19 protein-coding genes are annotated in these 16,240 nt (G+C 69.9%); 4 read left to right on the top strand and 15 right to left on the bottom strand.

All coding sequences use genetic code 11. The annotated features are described in order from the left end of the window. Positions 1 to 54 precede the first annotated feature (54 nt). Together G3576_RS17775 and G3576_RS17770 are read left to right on the top strand one after the other, a co-directional pair. On the top strand, positions 55 to 603 hold the full coding sequence (locus G3576_RS17775) for an amino acid synthesis family protein (protein ID WP_164695782.1): 549 nt from the start codon (positions 55 to 57) through the stop codon (positions 601 to 603). Positions 604 to 678: 75 nt separating this feature from the next. Further along, positions 679 to 1,320 (top strand): hypothetical protein, encoded by a 642-nt coding sequence (locus G3576_RS17770; RefSeq protein ID WP_164695781.1) that lies wholly within the window; start codon positions 679 to 681, stop codon positions 1,318 to 1,320. Positions 1,321 to 1,336: 16 nt separating this feature from the next. On the opposite strand, the gene G3576_RS17765 is transcribed toward G3576_RS17770, so the two are convergent. From G3576_RS17765 to G3576_RS17720, 10 genes are all read right to left on the bottom strand, one after another. Continuing rightward, on the bottom strand, positions 1,337 to 1,810 hold the full coding sequence (locus tag G3576_RS17765) for a type II toxin-antitoxin system RatA family toxin (RefSeq protein ID WP_164695780.1): 474 nt from the start codon (positions 1,808 to 1,810) through the stop codon (positions 1,337 to 1,339). A gap of 7 nt (positions 1,811 to 1,817) precedes the next feature. Beyond that, positions 1,818 to 2,795, bottom strand: a complete 978-nt coding sequence (gene lipA / locus G3576_RS17760; protein WP_164695779.1) for a lipoyl synthase — start codon at positions 2,793 to 2,795, stop codon at positions 1,818 to 1,820. Between the two features lie 40 nt (positions 2,796 to 2,835). Beyond that, a complete protein-coding gene (locus tag G3576_RS17755; protein ID WP_164695778.1) occupies positions 2,836 to 3,684 on the bottom strand; it encodes a class I SAM-dependent methyltransferase in 849 nt (282 codons plus the stop codon). Beyond that, the gene (gene lpdA / locus G3576_RS17750; RefSeq protein ID WP_164695777.1) at positions 3,662 to 5,056 is read right to left on the bottom strand and encodes a dihydrolipoyl dehydrogenase; all 1,395 of its coding nucleotides are present in this window, start codon (positions 5,054 to 5,056) and stop codon (positions 3,662 to 3,664) included. Before lpdA ends, G3576_RS17755 begins: the two co-directional genes overlap by 23 nt. 5 nt (positions 5,057 to 5,061) lie before the next feature. Continuing rightward, positions 5,062 to 5,553: a GNAT family N-acetyltransferase gene (locus G3576_RS17745; protein WP_164695776.1), complete on the bottom strand. Its 492-nt coding sequence runs from the start codon at positions 5,551 to 5,553 to the stop codon at positions 5,062 to 5,064. Then, positions 5,553 to 6,863, bottom strand: a complete 1,311-nt coding sequence (locus tag G3576_RS17740; RefSeq protein ID WP_164695775.1) for a pyruvate dehydrogenase complex dihydrolipoamide acetyltransferase — start codon at positions 6,861 to 6,863, stop codon at positions 5,553 to 5,555. The genes G3576_RS17745 and G3576_RS17740 overlap by 1 nt, the downstream gene beginning before the upstream one ends. 17 nt (positions 6,864 to 6,880) lie before the next feature. After that, a complete protein-coding gene (locus G3576_RS17735) occupies positions 6,881 to 8,254 on the bottom strand; it encodes a pyruvate dehydrogenase complex E1 component subunit beta (RefSeq protein WP_164695774.1) in 1,374 nt (457 codons plus the stop codon). A 1-nt stretch (position 8,255) separates the two neighbouring features. Next, positions 8,256 to 9,305 carry a pyruvate dehydrogenase (acetyl-transferring) E1 component subunit alpha gene (pdhA, locus tag G3576_RS17730; RefSeq protein WP_164695773.1) on the bottom strand — a complete coding sequence of 350 codons (1,050 nt, stop codon included), beginning with the start codon at positions 9,303 to 9,305 and terminating at the stop codon, positions 8,256 to 8,258. Between the two features lie 249 nt (positions 9,306 to 9,554). Further along, entirely contained in the window at positions 9,555 to 9,755 is a 201-nt protein-coding gene (locus G3576_RS17725) for a hypothetical protein (RefSeq protein ID WP_164695772.1), read from the bottom strand. 84 nt (positions 9,756 to 9,839) lie between these two features. Then, positions 9,840 to 10,142, bottom strand: a complete 303-nt coding sequence (locus tag G3576_RS17720) for a hypothetical protein (protein WP_164695771.1) — start codon at positions 10,140 to 10,142, stop codon at positions 9,840 to 9,842. 197 nt (positions 10,143 to 10,339) lie between these two features. Between G3576_RS17720 and G3576_RS17715 the strand changes: the two genes are divergently transcribed. Beyond that, positions 10,340 to 11,236: an AraC family transcriptional regulator gene (locus G3576_RS17715; RefSeq protein WP_164695770.1), complete on the top strand. Its 897-nt coding sequence runs from the start codon at positions 10,340 to 10,342 to the stop codon at positions 11,234 to 11,236. Here the strand turns inward: G3576_RS17715 and G3576_RS17710 are convergent, their stop codons facing one another. From G3576_RS17710 to G3576_RS17695, 4 genes are read right to left on the bottom strand one after another with little or no spacing between them, the layout of a single operon-like run. After that, positions 11,237 to 12,016, bottom strand: coding sequence for a 3-hydroxybutyrate dehydrogenase (locus tag G3576_RS17710; RefSeq protein ID WP_164695769.1), 780 nt, complete (start codon positions 12,014 to 12,016; stop codon positions 11,237 to 11,239). Further along, the gene (locus G3576_RS17705) at positions 12,013 to 12,765 is read right to left on the bottom strand and encodes an acetoacetate decarboxylase (protein ID WP_164695768.1); all 753 of its coding nucleotides are present in this window, start codon (positions 12,763 to 12,765) and stop codon (positions 12,013 to 12,015) included. The genes G3576_RS17710 and G3576_RS17705 overlap by 4 nt, the downstream gene beginning before the upstream one ends. Beyond that, positions 12,762 to 13,517, bottom strand: coding sequence for an acetoacetate decarboxylase (locus tag G3576_RS17700; RefSeq protein WP_164695767.1), 756 nt, complete (start codon positions 13,515 to 13,517; stop codon positions 12,762 to 12,764). The genes G3576_RS17705 and G3576_RS17700 overlap by 4 nt, the downstream gene beginning before the upstream one ends. Further along, positions 13,517 to 14,686, bottom strand: coding sequence for a DUF3734 domain-containing protein (locus G3576_RS17695; protein ID WP_164695766.1), 1,170 nt, complete (start codon positions 14,684 to 14,686; stop codon positions 13,517 to 13,519). Before G3576_RS17695 ends, G3576_RS17700 begins: the two co-directional genes overlap by 1 nt. Before the next feature lie 119 nt (positions 14,687 to 14,805). On the opposite strand from G3576_RS17695, the gene G3576_RS17690 reads away from it, so the two are divergent. Further along, positions 14,806 to 15,849 carry a phytanoyl-CoA dioxygenase family protein gene (locus G3576_RS17690; RefSeq protein ID WP_164695765.1) on the top strand — a complete coding sequence of 348 codons (1,044 nt, stop codon included), beginning with the start codon at positions 14,806 to 14,808 and terminating at the stop codon, positions 15,847 to 15,849. A gap of 4 nt (positions 15,850 to 15,853) precedes the next feature. Here the strand turns inward: G3576_RS17690 and G3576_RS17685 are convergent, their stop codons facing one another. Beyond that, complete coding sequence (locus G3576_RS17685; protein WP_328729296.1) at positions 15,854 to 16,216, bottom strand: FtsB family cell division protein; 363 nt, start codon at positions 16,214 to 16,216, stop codon at positions 15,854 to 15,856. Positions 16,217 to 16,240: the final 24 nt, after the last annotated feature.

Here is a 16,240-nt window from a genome sequence, read left to right as displayed (position 1 = left end):
TGATGGCGCGCACGAACGCGTCAGGATCGCAGGCGGAACCGACGGAGCACGCCCATGCCGCCCATCCGCAAGCTCGCGACCTGGCGGGAGACCGTCTTTGGCGAACTCGGCCACACGGCGCCGCGGCCCATCATCCGCGCCGTCGCCATGGCCGTCATCGCCAACCCCTATGCCGGCCAGCCGGGGGTGGAGGATCTCACGCCGCTCTGGGAGGCCGGCGCGGCGCTCGGCGACCGCCTGATGCCGGAACTCGCCGCCCTGCTCGGCGGCCCGGCCGTCAGCTACGGCAAGGCCGCGATCGTCGGCGTGATGGGAGAGGTCGAGCATGGCGGCGCCGTGGTCCACCCCCGTCTCGGCAAGCCCATGCGCGCCGCGATCGGCGGCGGTGCGGCGCCGGTGCCCTCCGCCGTGAAGGTCGCGCCGCCGGGCACGGCCATCGACATCCCGCTCGGCCACAAGGACGATGCCTGGAGCTTCGCGCATTTCGACACCATCACGGTGATGATGGCCGATGGTCCGCGGCCGGATGAAATCCTGGTCGCCATGGCACTGGCCGATGGCGGACGCCCCTGGAACCGCTGCGGCGGTGCGCCGGCGCGGTGAAGCGCGGCGAAACCGATCGGGGCTGGCGATGACCGGCCGCTCGTGAAACCTTCCGCCGCCTGATGGAGGAGCGGCATGAGCGGTCTGACGGCCAGCATCGGCGAACACCTGGCCTTCCAGCGGGAAGGCGCGGCGGGGCGCGCGGGCGCGACGGCGGAGGATATCCGCATCGCGCGGCTGACGGGCTTCGACCCGCAGGACGTCATGACCATCCGCACCCTCTGCGCCGCCCGCGCGATCCTGCTGGTCTTCCGCTGCCCGAACCTCGCCGCCCGGTCGCTGCACGGGCTGCTGCCGGCGAAGACCGCCGTGACCTCGGCGAAAAGCGGCTCCTCCGGCGCGGTGATGGGCGCCAACGGGCTGCTGATGGTCTCGGACTACGACATCATGGGCTGCTGGCGGCAGGAGGGGGCCGGTTTCCGCCGCATCCCCATCACCGCCATGGCGCAGGGCGCCAAATACGGGGCCTGGTCGGCGGAGGCGCGGGAGATCGTGCAGGCGCTGAACCGCAACCTGCTGACGCGCATCCAGCACGGCGCACAGGATGACTGGCTGGATGCGGAGAAGAACCGCGGCGTGAAGCCGGATGACGGCTTCCTCGCCTTCCGTCTGGGCGTGCCGGAGCCCCTCAACGGCGCCGCGGGGCTGGAAGGCTTCTACCGCCTGAATGGCCTCGACTGGCCCTACCTGCCGAATGGCCGCCACAGGGGCAGGTAGAGGGGGGGGCCGCTGATCAGGCGCTGGGCGCGGGCGTGGCCGGTGCGGCGGCAGGCGGCGCGCGGCGATAGAGCGCGGCGGCCCGGCGTTCGAAGGCACGCACCATCAGCCGCACCGCCTCGTTGAACACGGTGCCGATCACGGCCTGCAGCAGCCGCGACTTGAATTCGAAATCGACGAAGAAATCGACCTCCGTGCCGCCCGCCACCGGCCGGAAGCGCCAGTGGTTGTTGAGGTAGCGGAAGGGACCCGTGAGGTAGCGCACATGCACGTGGTGCGGCCGTTCCAGCAGGACCTGACTGCGGAAGGTCTCCCGGAACATCTTGAAGCCGATGGTGAGGTCCGCTGTCAGCTCCCCCTCGGTGCGGGTCAGGATGCGGGCACCGACGCACCAGGGCAGGAATTCCGGATAGCGGCGGACATCCGCCACCATGTCGAAGAGCTGTTCCTCCGTGTAGGGGAGGACGCGCTTTTCCGCATGGGTCGGCATCGCCGCCTCAGGCCGCCCGCAGCTTCGCCGCGCGGGCATCGCGCAGCGCCGCGAAGTCGCGATCCGCGTGGTAGGAGCTGCGGGTCAGCGGCGTCGACGACACCAGCAGGAACCCCTTGCCCCGCGCGGCCTTGGCGTAGTCCTCGAACTCCTCGGGCGTCACGAAGCGGTCCACCGCGGCGTGCTTCACCGTGGGCTGCAGGTATTGGCCGATGGTGAGGAAATCGACCTCCGCGCTGCGCAGATCGTCCATGACCTGCAGCACCTCGATCCGCTTCTCGCCGAGCCCGACCATGATCCCGGACTTGGTGAAGATGGAGGGGTCGAGCTGCTTCACCCGGTCCAGCAGCCGGAGCGAGTGGTAGTAGCGGGCGCCCGGCCGGATGGTCGGGTAGAGCGCCGGCACGGTTTCCAGGTTGTGGTTGAAGACGTCGGGGCGCGCCGCGACCACGACCTCGAGCGCGCCGTCCTTGCGGAGGAAGTCGGGCGTCAGGATCTCGACGGTGGTTTCGGGCGCCGCCAGGCGCAGCGCGCGGATCGTCTGGGCGAAATGCTCCGCGCCGCCATCGGGCAGATCGTCGCGGTCGACGGAAGTGATCACCACGTGGCGCAGGCCGAGCTTGGCGACGGCATCGGCGACGCGGTTCGGCTCATCGCCATCGAGCGGCTTCGGCATGCCCGTCGCGACATTGCAGAAGGAACAGGCGCGCGTGCAGGTATCGCCCATGATCATCATGGTCGCGTGGCGCTGGGACCAGCATTCGCCGATATTCGGGCAGGCCGCTTCCTCGCAGACCGTGACCAGCTTGTTGTCCCGCATCAGCGCCTGGGTTTCCCGGTAGATCGGGCTGGTCGGCGCCTTCACCCGGATCCAGGCGGGTTTCCGCTGGATGGGGTTGTCCGGACGGTGCGCCTTCTCGGGATGCCGGTCGGCACCGATGCGGGCGGCGGTCTGGCGGTGATCGATCTCGACGCGCGTGGTCATGCCGCAGATATAGCGACGGTGCGGCGCGGCGACGAGGGGATCAATTCTTCACCGCGACAAGGCTGAGCGCGAGCGGCAGCCAGGGCTTGTCCGGCCAGGTGAAGAGCCCGTCCGCATCCCGCACCAGGCCGGAGAAGGGCGCCCAGGTCAGGCGCGCATGCTCCTGCAGCCAGTCCAGCCGAAGCCCCGCCCGCCGCAGCGCGCCGAGGATGTCGGAGAGCGGATGCAGATGGACGATGGTGGCGCTGTTCGCCAGCGGCCGGGACGGGTCCGCATAGTCGATCGCGTCCTCGAAGGGGATGAACTGTCGGCCGAGATAGGGGGCGAACCAGCCGGGAAACCCGCCGCCGCCGCCCTGCCCCGCCTCGTCGAAGATCAGGCAGGCGGGATGCGCATCGGCGAAGTAGAGCCGCCCGCCCGGCCGCAGCGCGAAGGCGATGGCGGCCGCCCAGCGGTCGAGGTCCGGCAGCCAGCCGATGGTGCCCCAGCTCGTGAAGACCAGGTCGAAGCGACCTTCCTCCTCCGGCATCGCCGCCGGCGCCTCCAGCACATCCGATTCCACGAAGCGCAGGTCTGACAGGCCGCAGCGCGCGGCGAGGTCCCGGGCGGCGGCGATGGCGGCGGGGCTGAAATCGATGCCGACGACCCGTGCCGCGCCGCGCTGCGCCAGCGCCACGCTGTCATCGCCGATGTGGCATTGCAGGTGGAGGATGGAGAGGCCGGCGACATCGCCGATCTCCGCCTCCACGATCGCATCCAGCCTGCCGCGCCCCGCGAGATGCGGGGTGACGTCATAGCCGCGCGGGCCGAGATGAAGCGCGGTGCGCTCCTCCCAGTTCGCGCGGTTCAGCCTTCGCCAGTCGGGCTCAGATGTGGATGACCCGGCCATAGGCGTCGAGGACGCTTTCATGCATCGTCTCGCTCACGGTGGGATGCGGGAAGACGGTGTGCATCAGCTCGGCCTCGGTGGATTCGAGGGTGCGGGCGATGCCGTAGCCCTGGATCATCTCCGTCACCTCCGGCCCGACCATATGCGCGCCGAGCAACTCGCCGGTCTTGGCGTCGAAGACGGTCTTCACCAGGCCCTCCGGCTCTCCCATGGCGATGGCCTTGCCGTTGCCGATGAAGGGGAAGCGGCCGACCTTGACCTCATGCCCCAGTTCCTTGGCGCGGGCCTCGGTCAGGCCGACGGAGGCGACCTGCGGGCGGCAATAGGTGCAGCCCGGGATGTTCAGCACATCCATGGCGTGCGGGTGCTTCCCCGCGATCGCCTCGATGCAGATGATCGCCTCGTGCGACGCCTTGTGCGCCAGCCAGGGCGGGCCGGTCAGGTCGCCGATGGCATAGACGCCCGATTCGCCCGTATTGCCGAAGGCGTCGGTGACGATGTGGGTCTTCTCGACCTTGATCTTCGTGCCCTCGAGTCCGAGGTCCTCCACATTGCCGACGATGCCGACGGCGGAGATCAGCACATCGGCCACAAGGTCCTGCACCTTGCCGCCCGCCTCGACCACGGCGGTGATGCTGTCGGCACCCTTGCGGATGCCCTGCACCCGCGCGCCGGTCAGGATCTTCATGCCCTGCTTGGTGAAGGCCTTGTGGACGAAGGCGCTGATCTCCGCGTCCTCCACCGGCAGGATGCGGTCCATCACCTCGATCAGCGTCACCTCGGCGCCCATGTTGAGGTAGAAGCTCGCGAATTCGGACCCGATGGCGCCGGAGCCCATGACGATGATCTTCTTCGGGAGCGCCGCCGGCGTCATCGCCTCCCGGTAGGACCAGATCAGCTTGCCATCCGGCTCCATCCCCGGCAGCACGCGCGCCCGCGCACCGGTCGCCAGCACGATGTGCTTGGCGGCGATCTCCGCGACCGGCTTGCCGTCCTTCGTCACGGCGAGCTTGCCCGGCCCGGCCAGCTTCCCGTGCCCGTCATAGACGGTTACCTTGTTCTTCTTCATCAGGTGCTTCACGCCGGCCGAGAGCTGGCCCGCCACGCCGCGGCTCCGCTTGATGACCTTGGCGAAGTCGAAGCGGATGTTGTCGGCGGCGAAGCCATAGGCATCGAGCGAATGCAGCAGGTGGTTGATCTCGCTCGCGCGCAGCAGCGCCTTGGTCGGGATGCAGCCCCAGTTGAGGCAGATGCCGCCCAGGTTCTCGCGCTCCACCAGCGCCGTCTTCATGCCGAGCTGGCTGGCACGGATGGCGGCGACATAGCCGCCGGGGCCACCGCCCACCACCACGATGTCGAAGCTGTCGGCCATGCCCGTCACCCCTTTGTTGCGGCGAGCGCGGCCAGCGCCTCGCCGGCCACGCGTTGCACGCGCCATTCATCCATGCCGCGCGCGCCGATCTTCCGGTAGAAGCGGATCGCGGGCTCGTTCCAGTCCAGCACCTGCCACTCCATCCGCTTCCAGCCGCGGGTGATGCAGATGCCCGCGCAGTGGCGGAAGAAGGCCTCGCCGATGCCGAGGCCGCGGTGCTGCGGCTCCACGAAGACATCCTCCACATAGAGGCCATGCCGGCCGGTGAAGGTGCTGAAGATCGGGAACCAGATGCATTGCCCGACCGCCCTGCCCTCGATCTCGGCCAGCACGCAGAACACGGTCGGGTTCGGGCCGAAGAGGGCGTGGCGGAAATCCTCCTCCGTGCCCACGGCCTCATGCAGCAGCTTCTCATACTCCGCCAGCGCACGGACCAGCCGGTTGATCTCCGGCAGGTCCGCCTCGGTCGCGTCGCGGAGCGTGAAACCCGCTGGCATCAGAGCATCAGGCTCAGCGGCTCCTCGACGATCCGCTTGAAGGCCTGGATCCATTCGGCCGCCAGCGCACCGTCGACGACGCGGTGATCGACGGAGAGCGTGCAGGTCATCACCGTCGCGATCGCCAGCGCGCCGTTCTTCACCACAGGGCGCTGCTCACCGGCAGACACCGCCAGGATGCCCGCCTGCGGCGGGTTGATGATGGCCGAGAAGTCGCGGACCCCGTACATGCCCATGTTGGAGATGGAGAAGCCGCCGCCCTGGAACTCCTCGGGCTTCAGCTTGCCGGACTTCGCGCGCGCAGCCAGGTCCTTCATCTCGTTGCTGATCGCGGCCAGGCCCTTCTGGTCGGCCTTGCGCACGATCGGCGTGATCAGCCCGTCCGGGATGCTGACGGCGACCGAGATGTCGACGTCGTGGTACTGGAGGATCGCGTCCTCGGTCCAGGTGGCGTTGACGTTGGGGAAGCGCCGCAGCGTCACCGCCGCGGCCTTGATCACCAGGTCATTGACCGAGAGCTTGAAGGCGCCCGGCCCGTCCTTGGGCGAGGTCGCGTTCAGCTGGGAGCGCAGCTTCAGCAGCGCATCGATCTCGATATCCATCGAGACGTAGAAATGCGGCACCGTCTGCTTCGATTCCGACAGCCGCCGCGCGATGACCTTGCGCATGGTGCTGTTGGGCACGGCGGTGTGCGGCGCCGTGATGGCGGGCGCGGCGGGCTTCGGCGCGGGCGCCGGAGCCGCTGCGGGGGCCGGCGCAGGCACGGCAGCCGGCGCGGGCGCCGCCGCGGCGGGCGCGGGCTTGGCCGCCGGCCCCTTGGCCAGCGCCGCATCCACATCCGCCTTCACGATGCGGCCATTCGGCCCGCTGCCCGCGATGGCGGAGAGATCCAGCCCCGCCTGCTCCGCCATGCGGCGCGCGAGGGGAGAGGCGATGACGCGGCTGCCCGACGCGGCCGGGGCGGGTGCCGGTGCAGAGGCTGCCGCCGGCGTGGCCGGCGCAGGCTCGGTCTTGGGCGTCGCCGCGGCCGGGGCGGGCTTGGCGGCGGGCGCGGCATCCGCGCTCTCCCCTTCCTCCACCAGCACGGCGATCACGTCGTTCACCTTCACGCCCGCCGTGCCACCGGCGACGACGATCTTGCCGAGGATGCCCTCATCCACGGCTTCCACTTCCATCGTCGCCTTGTCGGTCTCGATCTCGGCGATGATGTCGCCGGCCTTGACCTGCTCGCCTTCCTTTTTCAGCCAGCGCGCGAGCGTCCCCTCCGTCATGGTCGGGGACAGCGCCGGCATCAGGATGTTCGTCGCCATCGTCCTGCTCCCTCCCCTTACTTGTAGGTCACGCGCTTGACGGCATCGACCACCTGTTCGAGCCGCGGCAGGGCCAGCTTCTCGAGGTTGGCGGCATAGGGCATGGGAATGTCGAGACCCGCGACGCGCACCGGCGGCGCATCGAGGTCGTCGAAGCAGTTCTCCATGATCTGCATCGCGACCTCGCTGCCGATGCCGGCATAGGGCCAGCCCTCTTCCAGCGTCACGATGCGGTTGGTCTTCTTCACGGACCGCACGATGGTCTCTGTATCCAGCGGCCGCAGGCTGCGGAGGTTGATGACCTCCGCGCTGATGCCCTGCGCGGCCAGCGCCTCGGCCGCCTGCATGGCGAGCCCGACCATGATGGAGAACGCCACGATCGTGACGTCGGTCCCTTCCCGCTCCACCTTCGCCTTGCCGATCGGCAGGATGAAGTCATCCGCCGTCGGCATCTCGAAGGTCTGGCCGTAGAGGATCTCGTTCTCCAGCACGATGACCGGGTTCGGGTCGCGGATCGCGGCGCGTAGCAGGCCCTTGGCATCCGCCGCCGACCAGGGCGCCACCACCTTCAGCCCCGGGCAATGCGCGTACCAGGACGCGTAGCACTGGCTGTGCTGCGCGGCGACGCGGCTGGCGGCGCCGTTCGGCCCGCGGAAGACGATCGGGCAGCCGAGCTGGCCGCCGGACATGTAGAGCGTCTTCGCCGCCGAGTTGATGATCTGGTCGATCGCCTGCATGGAGAAGTTGAAGGTCATGAACTCGACGATCGGGCGCAGCCCCGTCATCGCCGCGCCGACCGCCATGCCGGTGAAGCCGTGTTCCGTGATCGGCATGTCGATCACGCGCTTCGGGCCGAATTCGTCGAGCAGGCCCTGGCTGATCTTGTAGGCGCCCTGATACTGGCCGACTTCCTCGCCGATCAGGAAGACGTCCTTGCTGGCGCGCATCTCCGCTGCCATGGCGTCCCGCAGCGCCTCGCGCACCGTGATGGCCTTGGTCGGGCCCCAGTCCTTCTCGGGCGCCGGCGCCTTGGCCTGGGCGGGCACCGTTTCCGGCCGGTTGTCCGTGCCCTTGGCGGCGATCTCGGCGTGGTCTTCCGCCTTGGGTGCCGGGGCCGCGGGCTCCCGCTGCGGCGCGGGCTTCGCGGCGCCAGCGCCGCCATCGAGTTCCGCAATGGGGGTGTTCACGGCGACGCCTTCGGTGCCTTCCGGCACCAGGATCGACGTCAGCGTGCCCTCATCCACCGCTTCCACTTCCATCGTGGCCTTGTCGGTCTCGATCTCGGCGATCACGTCGCCGGCCTTGATCGTCTCGCCTTCCTTCTTCAGCCAGCGGGCGAGCTTGCCCTCCGTCATCGTCGGGCTCAGCGCGGGCATCAGGATCTGGGTCATCTCAGCGGCCCCCTGCCACCACGGAGGAATCATCGATCAGCACGTCGGTCCAGAGCTCGCTCTCATCCGGCTCCGGGCTGGTCTGGGCGAAATCGGCGCTGTCCTGCACGATCGCCTTCACCTCGTCGTCGATCACCTTCAGCTCGGACTCCGCTACGCCGAAGCTCTCCAGCAGCAGGCGGCGCGCCGTCTCGATGCAGTCATTCTGCTCCCGCATCTTCTGCACCTCCTCCCGCGTCCGGTACTTGGCCGGGTCGGACATGGAGTGGCCGCGGTAGCGGTAGGTCTTCATCTCCAGCAGGTAGGGGCCGTTGCCGGCGCGGCAGTGGGCGACGGCGCGCTCACCGGCCTCCCGCACCGCGATCACGTCCATGCCGTTCACCTGCTCGCCCGGGATGCCCCAGGGCGCGCCGTTCTTCGACAGGTCCTTGGACGCGCTAGCGCGGTCCACGCTGGTGCCCATGCCGTACTTGTTGTTCTCGATGACGAAGATGCAGGGCAGCTTGAACAGCGCGGCCAGGTTCAGGCTCTCATAGACCTGGCCCTGGTTGGACGCGCCCTCGCCGAAATAGGTCACGGCGACGGCGCCGTCCTCCCGGTACCAGTTCGCGAAGGCGAGCCCGGCGCCGAGCGAGACCTGCGCGCCCACGATGCCGTGGCCGCCATAGAAGCCCTTCTCGCGGGAGAACATGTGCATGCTCCCGCCCTTGCCCTTGGAATAGCCGCCGATGCGGCCCGTAAGCTCCGCCATCACGCCGCGCGCTTCCATGCCGGTGGCCAGCATGTGCCCGTGGTCGCGGTAGGAGGTGATGACCTGGTCGCCCGGCTTCAGGCAGAGCTGCATGCCGACCACGACCGCTTCCTGCCCGATATAGAGGTGGCAGAACCCGCCGATGAGGCCCATGCCGTAGAGCTGCCCGGCCTTCTCCTCGAACCGGCGGATCAGCAGCATGTCGCGATAGGCGCGCGTCAGCTCCGACTTGCTGATGGCGGGCTCATTGCCCTTGGGTGCCCCCTTGCCCCGCGGCTTGCGGGCGGCGGTCTCGGCCATGCGGTATCCTCCTCAGGGCTTGCCTTCTTTTTCGCATCTACGCGGCCCCGGTGGCCTGCGCAAGGATCGTGGGCGCGCGAAAAGCGTTGATGCTGCAACGCAATACGACAATTAACCGAAGCACGGTTAATCGATATGACGGCCCCTGTGACGCCGTCCTGCAAGCCCTTGAACGCCGTCAGCCTGCCCCCGGCCCCGATGATGCGCGCCCCCGGCCGCGCCCGCAGTTTTGTTGCGCGAAACCCTGCCTCAGCGGTGGCGCGCCTCGATGGCGGCCGCCAGCCGGAACTGCAGGGCGGTCCCATCCAGCAGGGCCCTCACCCCCTGCAGCCGGGACTGCAGCGCCTGGGAGGCCGGCACCGCGAAACCGACTCCCACGCCAGCGCCGATGGCCAGCACGCCCAGCAGAGCCAGGGCGTGGAAGATGAACCCGCTGCGGGTGGCGATCATGGCGTGGCTCCTCGATGCGTCTGCAACGCCGAGGATGCCGGTGGTTCCTTGCCAACCCCTGTTCCCGCGGGAACAGGCCCGGGGTCAGTCGGCGGCCCCGGCCATCCGCTGCCGGGCAAGGCCGCGCGACGCCCAGCCGATGATGGAATCCACCCAGGCGACCGGGTCCCGCCGCGGGTCATAGGTATGGCGCTGCGCATGCAGCAGCCGCAGTGCGGCCTGCGCGGCCTCCTCCGCGGGACGCCCCTCCGCCGCGGCGCGTGACCGCGCCCGCTGCGCCACGAAGGCCAGTGCCGCGGCATAGGGCGCCTCCGCCCCCGCCTGCGCGGCGCGCAGCTGCTCGCGCAGGGTCAGGGCATCGCCGACAAAGATCGAATCGCCTGCCATATCGCTGCTCCCCAACCCAGGGCGAGCATGGCGGAAGCCCGGCCGGCCGATCTTGTGGCGGCTTGCCCTGCCCTTGTGCCGGCTTGCGGGTCCGGCGCTGTCATCCGGTATTCATTGACGCCGCCGGACCGGGATCGCCATGCTGCACCCGCGAGGGGTGCGCCCGGCGGCGGCCGCGCCGCGATGGAGAGGCCCATTTGCAGCCCGGCGACGCGCCACCGGACAGCCTGGCCCAGGTCTATCACCGCGGCGGCTATGCGCCCTTCCTCCGCGCCATGCACGTCGCGGGTTCCGCCGCCGTGCCGCTGGTCCGCTTCGCCCAGCCGGGCGGCGAATTCCCGGATCCGCCGACGCCGGACTACACGCTGGCGATCAACGAGACGGCGCGCGGCCGGCTCCGCTTCGATATCGGCCTCGGCCGGCGGGACCTGCCCTTTCGGCGCGGCGACCTGGTGCTGAAGCCGCCGGGGGTGGCGACCTTCTTCGCCAATGACCTGCCCCACGCCAAGAGCTTCATCAGCCTGCAGCCCGCCATGGTCGAGACCCTGGCGCGGGAGGCGACGGGCCGGGACGCGCCCGATTTCGGCGCGCTGCACGACACCGCCTTCCGCTCCGCCGTCACCGCCCAGTTGCTTGACATGATCTGGGCCGAAGCCGCGCAGCAGGGCCCGGCAGCGCGGCTCTTCACCGATGGCGCGGTCATCGCGCTGGTGGCGACGCTGCTGCGCCTGGCACGGCCGGAGGCACCGCCCGCCCCTCTCCCCCAGGGCCTGGCGCCGGCCCGGCTGGCGCGGGTGCGGGACTGGGTGCAGGCCAACCTCGCGGAGCCCTTCGGCCTGGCGGAGATGGCGGCGAGCGCCGGGCTTTCCGCCTTCCATTTCAGCCGCGCCTTCAAGCTCGCCACCGGGCAGACGCCGCGCACCTATGTCCTGGCGCGGCGGCTCGACCATGCACGCGAATTGCTGGCCGATCCCGCCCTGCCGCTGGCGGAGGTCGCGCAGCGCTGCGGCTTTGCCGACCAGGCCCATTTCACCACGCAGTTCCGCCGCGCGGTGGGCGTCACCCCCGGCGTCTGGCGGCGCGGCCGGCGCTGATCACTCCATGCACCAGCCATGGGAGACGATGAGGGACTGGCCCGTCATCGCGTTGCTGCCCGCGGCGGCGAAGAACAGCACGGCCTCCGCCACGTCCTCCACCGTCGTGAACTCGCCATCCACCGTCTCCTTCAGCATCACGTCGCGGATGACGGCTTCCTCGGAGATGCCGAGCGCCTTCGCCTGCTCCGGGATCTGCTTCTCGACGAGTGGTGTGCGGACGAAGCCGGGGCAGACGGTATTGGCGCGCACGCCATGCGCCGCGCCTTCCTTCGCCACCACCTTGGCCAGGCCGATCAGCCCGTGCTTGGCGGTGACATAGGGCGCCTTCAGCTTCGATGCCTCCTTCGAATGGACGGAGCCGATATAGACGATGCTGCCGCGCCCGGCGGCATACATGGGCTTCAGGCAGGCCCGCGTGGTCAGGAAGGCACCGTCCAGGTGGATGGCCAGCATCCGCCGCCAATCCGCCAGCGGGAAATCCTCCAGCGGATGCACGATCTGGATGCCGGCATTGCTGACCAGCACATCGATCCGTCCGAGCTTCCTCAGGACCGCGGCGATGCCCTCCTCCACCTGCCGTTCGTCGCTCACATCCATGGCGATGGCGGTGGCGGCCAGGCCCTCGGCGGCGAATTCCGCCACCGTCTTCTCGGCGGCCGGCAAGGCGAGGTCGGCGATGACGACATGCGCGCCCTCCCGCGCCAGGCGATGGGCGATGGCGCGGCCGATGCCGCTGGCGGCGCCCGTCACGATGGCGACCTGGTCCTGCATGCTCATGGCGTGTCCCTCGCGGCGATGTAGTCATGCACGACCTCGCCCAGATCGAGCGTGAGGTCGGCGATGAGATGGGTGGCGGAGACGACCTCCCGCACCGGCAGGTCGGCCACCGGCGCCAGTGCATGCGGCGCCAGTTCCAGCGCCGCGGGGCCCGTCCAGCCGCCCTTCAGCACGATGTCGGAGAGGCGGTAGCGCACGAGTTCGCAGATGCGCGGGCTGCCATCGACATGCGGGATGATCTTCAGCAGGAAGCCCGGCTCCGCCAGCGCGGCGCGCAGCGTGGCCGCGGGCAGTGCGCGATGCTTGTAGCCCATGCTGCCGGTCGCGACGCGCACCGGCCCATAGTCCAGCGTGCCGAGCAGCGTATCCCGCTCCACCCGCAGCGAGGGCTGCGCCAGCTTCTTCGGAAAGCCCCAAAGCTCCCGCCCGCCGGCGATGGGCGGGTCGTCGTCCAGGAACATGGCATGGACGTAGCCGCCATGCTGGTCGCCGAGCCGCACGGGGATCACCTGGCCGCTTTCGGTGTAGTCGCCGAAGCCGGTGCTGTCCGGCATGCGGATGAACTCGTACTTCACCAGCGGCTCATCGAATTGGAGCGGCTTCGGCACCACGCGGCGCAGCGCGTCGGGGTCCGTGCGGTAGGTGATGATGAGGTATTCGCGGTTCACGAAGCGATACGGCCCCATGGGGTAGGAGGGGCTGGTCAGCGGCATCGCGAAGGCGCGCGCCCTGATCTCCGCGGGCGTCATGCCGCCTCTCCTGTCGCCAAATAGTCGTGCAGCACGCTGCCGGGCTCCAGCGTCGCATCCACCACCACATGCGTGCCGCGCAGCACATCCCGCACCGGCAGTTCCGCCAGTGGCGCCAGCGCGTGGGACGCCAGCGACAGCGCGGCCGGCCCGGTCCAGGCCCCTCGCAGCGTCACGTCGCCCAGCTGCCAGCGAACGAGTTCGCAGATGCGCGGCCGCCCATCGACATGCGGGATGATCTTGAGGGTGACCCCAGGCCCCGCGACCTCCGCCAGCGCATCCGCCGGCGGCAGCGCGCGATGCTTGAACCCCATGCTGCCGCGCGCGACGGCGACGGGGCCGATGTCGAGCGCCCCCAGCAGCGTGTCCCGCTGCACCGTCAGCGACGGCTTCGCCAGCTTCTGCGGAAAGCCCCACAGCTCCCGCCCGCCGGAATTGGCGGTGTGGCTGTCCACCAGCATGGCGTGGACATAGCCGGCCTCCGTGCCATCCGGCAGCCGCACCGGGATGACCTGCGCGGCCAGCGCGTAGTCGCCGAGGCCCGTGCTGTCAGGCATGCGGATGAACTGCAAGCGCGCCTCCTCCCCCGCCGGCACCAGCGGTTCCGGCACCAGCCGGCGCAGCGCCGCGGCATCGGTGCGATAGGCGATGACCAGGTATTCCCGCCCGACGAAGCGATACGGCCCGCGCGGGTAGGACGGGCTCGTGCGCGGCATGGCGAAGGCGTCGGCCAGGACGTCCTCGGCCTCCATCACGCGGCGCCTTTGCGGCGTGGCGCCTCGGCCACCGCGTGGTGCTTACGCGGCCCCAGCACGTCGAAGGTGCGCGCGCCCAGCTCCTTCGGCATGGGCTCCAGCCAGGGGGAGGCCATCAGCGTCGCGGTGGCGTCGGACAGGCCCTGCGCCCAGCGTTCGCGCATGGTGCCGCGGCTGAACTCGTAATCCTTGCTCTGCCCCTGCGGCTCCGCGGGGCGATAGATGATCTGCGCGATATCCATCGTCGTCACGCAGCCGAAATTGTAGAGGAAGCGGCCCTCCGGCGTGTCGCGCAGCTCCGGCGGCAGCTTCTCCCACAGCTCGTTGATGTTGTGCCGCAGGTCATGCATCGCGCGCATCGTGTCGGTCGCCGCGCGGGTGCGGCTGCTGTAGCGGATATCCTTCTCCCGCTCCGCCACCTCCTCCAGCGTCGTGGGCAGCTTGCCGCGGGCATGGAAGACATCCACCTGGAAGGTCAGGCGGGACCGGCGAGGAATCTTCTCCAGCACGTATTGCAGGGGCGTGTTGGAGACGAGGCCGCCATCCCAGTAATGCTCGCCATCGATCTCGACGGCGCCGAAGCCCGGCGGCAGCGCGCCGCTGGCCATGATGTGCTCCGCGCGGATGGGCGTGGTGGCGCTGTCGAAATACGCGAAGTTGCCGGTGCGGACATTCACCGCGCCGACGGAAAGCCGCATGGGGCCGTGGTTGATCCGGTCGAAATCGACCAGCGATTCCAGCGTGCCCTTCAGCGCGGCCGTGTCGTAGTAGCTGACGGGCGGCATGGCGCCGAACCAGGCCGTGGCGGGTTGCGGCGCGAAGAAGCCGGGCTGGCCGAACAGCAGCGCCTGCGCCGCCGCCACGCTGCGCCGCTGGCCCGGCGGCGGCACGAGCCCTTCCAGCCAGCCGGCCCAGAAGCCGCGCGGCTCCGTCACCGTCTCCCAGAACAGCCGCAGCCGTTCCACGCGGTGTTCCGGCGCATTGCCCGCGATGATGGCGGCGTTGATGGCGCCGATCGAGATGCCCGCAACCCAGTCGGGCTCGTAATCCGACTGCGCCAGCGCCTCATAGACGCCCGCCTGGTAGCTGCCGAGCGCACCGCCGCCCTGCAGCACCAGCGCGACCTTCTTGTCATAGCCCGGCGGGCGGGGCGGAAAGGCGGCCATGCGGTGGTCTCCCTCAGGATGGCTCGACACGTGCCATCCTTCGGCCGCTGCGCCAGCACGGTTACGCAGAGTTGCGCGTGGCTGGAACCGCGTCGCGCATCGCGCTAGGAACTTCATTCATGTCCCAGCCCCTCGCGATGCTCCGCTGGCTGCTGCTGCCCTGGCACGCGTTGCGTGTTGCCAGCAGCGACAAGGCGTTCCGCGACAATCCCGTCATCGGCAGCGCGCGCCTCAATCGCCTCGGCCTGCACATCGCGCGCAAGCGCCTGGCCCATCGCATGGCGGCATGCCGGCGCAACGCCATGGCCGCCCTTCTCCCGGAAGACCAGCGCGCGGCCTTCCTGCGCGACGGCTACCTCGTCATCCCCGACTTCCTGCCGCCCGAGACCTTCGAGGCGATGCGCGCGGAGGTGATGGCGCGGGATGCGCGGGCGCGCGAATCCCTCGATGGCTACACCATGACGCGGCTGATCCCGCTGGATGCCCTGGCGATGCGGGAGATGCCGGCCACGCGCACGGCACTGCTGACGCCGCGCTACCTCGGCCTGCACCACTATATCGGCAGCTTCCGCCGCCTGCCCTGGCTCTATGTGCAGACGATCTTCTCGGGCGTCAGGCAGGGCCCGCCGGATGTGCAGAGCTACTACCACACCGACACCTTCTTCCCGACGGTGAAGTCCTGGCTGCTGCTGACGCCCGTGAACCAGGCGGAGGCCGGCTTCACCTACATCCCGGGCAGCCACCTGCCGAACCGCCGTCACCTCGCCTGGGAACGCCGCGTCTCCTACACGGCGCATGAGGCGCGGGACCGGCTGACGGGCGAGGGCTCGCTCCGCATCTCGGAGGAGGAGCTGGCGCGGCTGCGCTATGCGGCGCCGCGCAAGCTGGAGGCGCAGCCCAACACGCTGATCATCGCCGATACCAGCGGCTTCCATCGCCGCGGCCTCAGCGAGGGATTCGCCTGCCGGATCTCGATCTGGGCGCAGAGCCGCGGCACGCCCTTCCTGCCCTGGCCGGGCGGCGACCTGACCATCCCGCCGCTGCGCGGCCTGGGCACGCGCGCCTTCGGCTGGCTGGACTATGCGGTGAAGCGGCTGCGCGGCCGGGACAATGGCTGGCGCTTTGCCGGCACGCGGCGCCCCGCGGACCCGCCGGCCGCCTGACCGGTCAGAACAGGCGGCGTTCCGGCCCGTAGGGGATGACGAGCTCGTCCTTGCCGACGAAGTTCAGCAGCTGCCGCGCCCGCTCATCCAGCTGATCGCGATCCAGGCGATCGCCGCGCATGCCCTGCACGCGCCGCTCCCAGCCTTCCAGCTCCGTCCGCGCGCGATCCAGATCGGCCCGCGCATCGGCCAGCAATTGCAGGCGCTGTTCGCTGGCGATCAGCCCGCGCTCGCCATGCACGGCATGCCAGATGAAATAGCCCGAGGCCGCCAGGAACAGCACCGGCAGCACGGCGCTCCGCAACCCCCGACCGATGGACGCGAGGATGCCCTCGCGCCGGTCCGGCGCCCCATACTCGTCCGTCACGTCTTCGAGCCCCCCGCCCGTCTC

Origin of the sequence: Falsiroseomonas algicola (assembly GCF_011040385.1) — a bacterium.
Lineage (GTDB): Bacteria > Pseudomonadota > Alphaproteobacteria > Acetobacterales > Acetobacteraceae > Falsiroseomonas > Falsiroseomonas algicola.
The sequence above is the reverse complement of the archived record's forward strand: the minus strand, read 5'-3'. Positions and strand labels throughout refer to the sequence as shown.

Excerpts from the sequence above, each read along its gene's own strand:
- G3576_RS17725 (WP_164695772.1), bottom strand. The coding sequence starts at position 9,755 with ATGATCGCCACCCGCAGCGGGTTCATCTTCCACGCCCTGGCTCTGCTG.
- G3576_RS17735 (WP_164695774.1), bottom strand. The coding sequence starts at position 8,254 with ATGACCCAGATCCTGATGCCCGCGCTGAGCCCGACGATGACGGAGGGC.
- lipA (WP_164695779.1), bottom strand. The coding sequence starts at position 2,795 with ATGACCACGCGCGTCGAGATCGATCACCGCCAGACCGCCGCCCGCATC.
- pdhA (WP_164695773.1), bottom strand. The coding sequence starts at position 9,305 with ATGGCCGAGACCGCCGCCCGCAAGCCGCGGGGCAAGGGGGCACCCAAG.
- G3576_RS17695 (WP_164695766.1), bottom strand. The coding sequence starts at position 14,686 with ATGGCCGCCTTTCCGCCCCGCCCGCCGGGCTATGACAAGAAGGTCGCG.
- G3576_RS17755 (WP_164695778.1), bottom strand. The coding sequence starts at position 3,684 with ATGGCCGGGTCATCCACATCTGAGCCCGACTGGCGAAGGCTGAACCGC.
- G3576_RS17690 (WP_164695765.1), top strand. The coding sequence starts at position 14,806 with ATGTCCCAGCCCCTCGCGATGCTCCGCTGGCTGCTGCTGCCCTGGCAC.
- G3576_RS17710 (WP_164695769.1), bottom strand. The coding sequence starts at position 12,016 with ATGAGCATGCAGGACCAGGTCGCCATCGTGACGGGCGCCGCCAGCGGC.
- G3576_RS17775 (WP_164695782.1), top strand. The coding sequence starts at position 55 with ATGCCGCCCATCCGCAAGCTCGCGACCTGGCGGGAGACCGTCTTTGGC.
- G3576_RS17745 (WP_164695776.1), bottom strand. The coding sequence starts at position 5,553 with ATGCCAGCGGGTTTCACGCTCCGCGACGCGACCGAGGCGGACCTGCCG.
- G3576_RS17740 (WP_164695775.1), bottom strand. The coding sequence starts at position 6,863 with ATGGCGACGAACATCCTGATGCCGGCGCTGTCCCCGACCATGACGGAG.
- G3576_RS17765 (WP_164695780.1), bottom strand. The coding sequence starts at position 1,810 with ATGCCGACCCATGCGGAAAAGCGCGTCCTCCCCTACACGGAGGAACAG.
- G3576_RS17705 (WP_164695768.1), bottom strand. The coding sequence starts at position 12,765 with ATGACGCCCGCGGAGATCAGGGCGCGCGCCTTCGCGATGCCGCTGACC.
- lpdA (WP_164695777.1), bottom strand. The coding sequence starts at position 5,056 with ATGGCCGACAGCTTCGACATCGTGGTGGTGGGCGGTGGCCCCGGCGGC.
- G3576_RS17720 (WP_164695771.1), bottom strand. The coding sequence starts at position 10,142 with ATGGCAGGCGATTCGATCTTTGTCGGCGATGCCCTGACCCTGCGCGAG.
- G3576_RS17770 (WP_164695781.1), top strand. The coding sequence starts at position 679 with ATGAGCGGTCTGACGGCCAGCATCGGCGAACACCTGGCCTTCCAGCGG.
- G3576_RS17700 (WP_164695767.1), bottom strand. The coding sequence starts at position 13,517 with ATGGAGGCCGAGGACGTCCTGGCCGACGCCTTCGCCATGCCGCGCACG.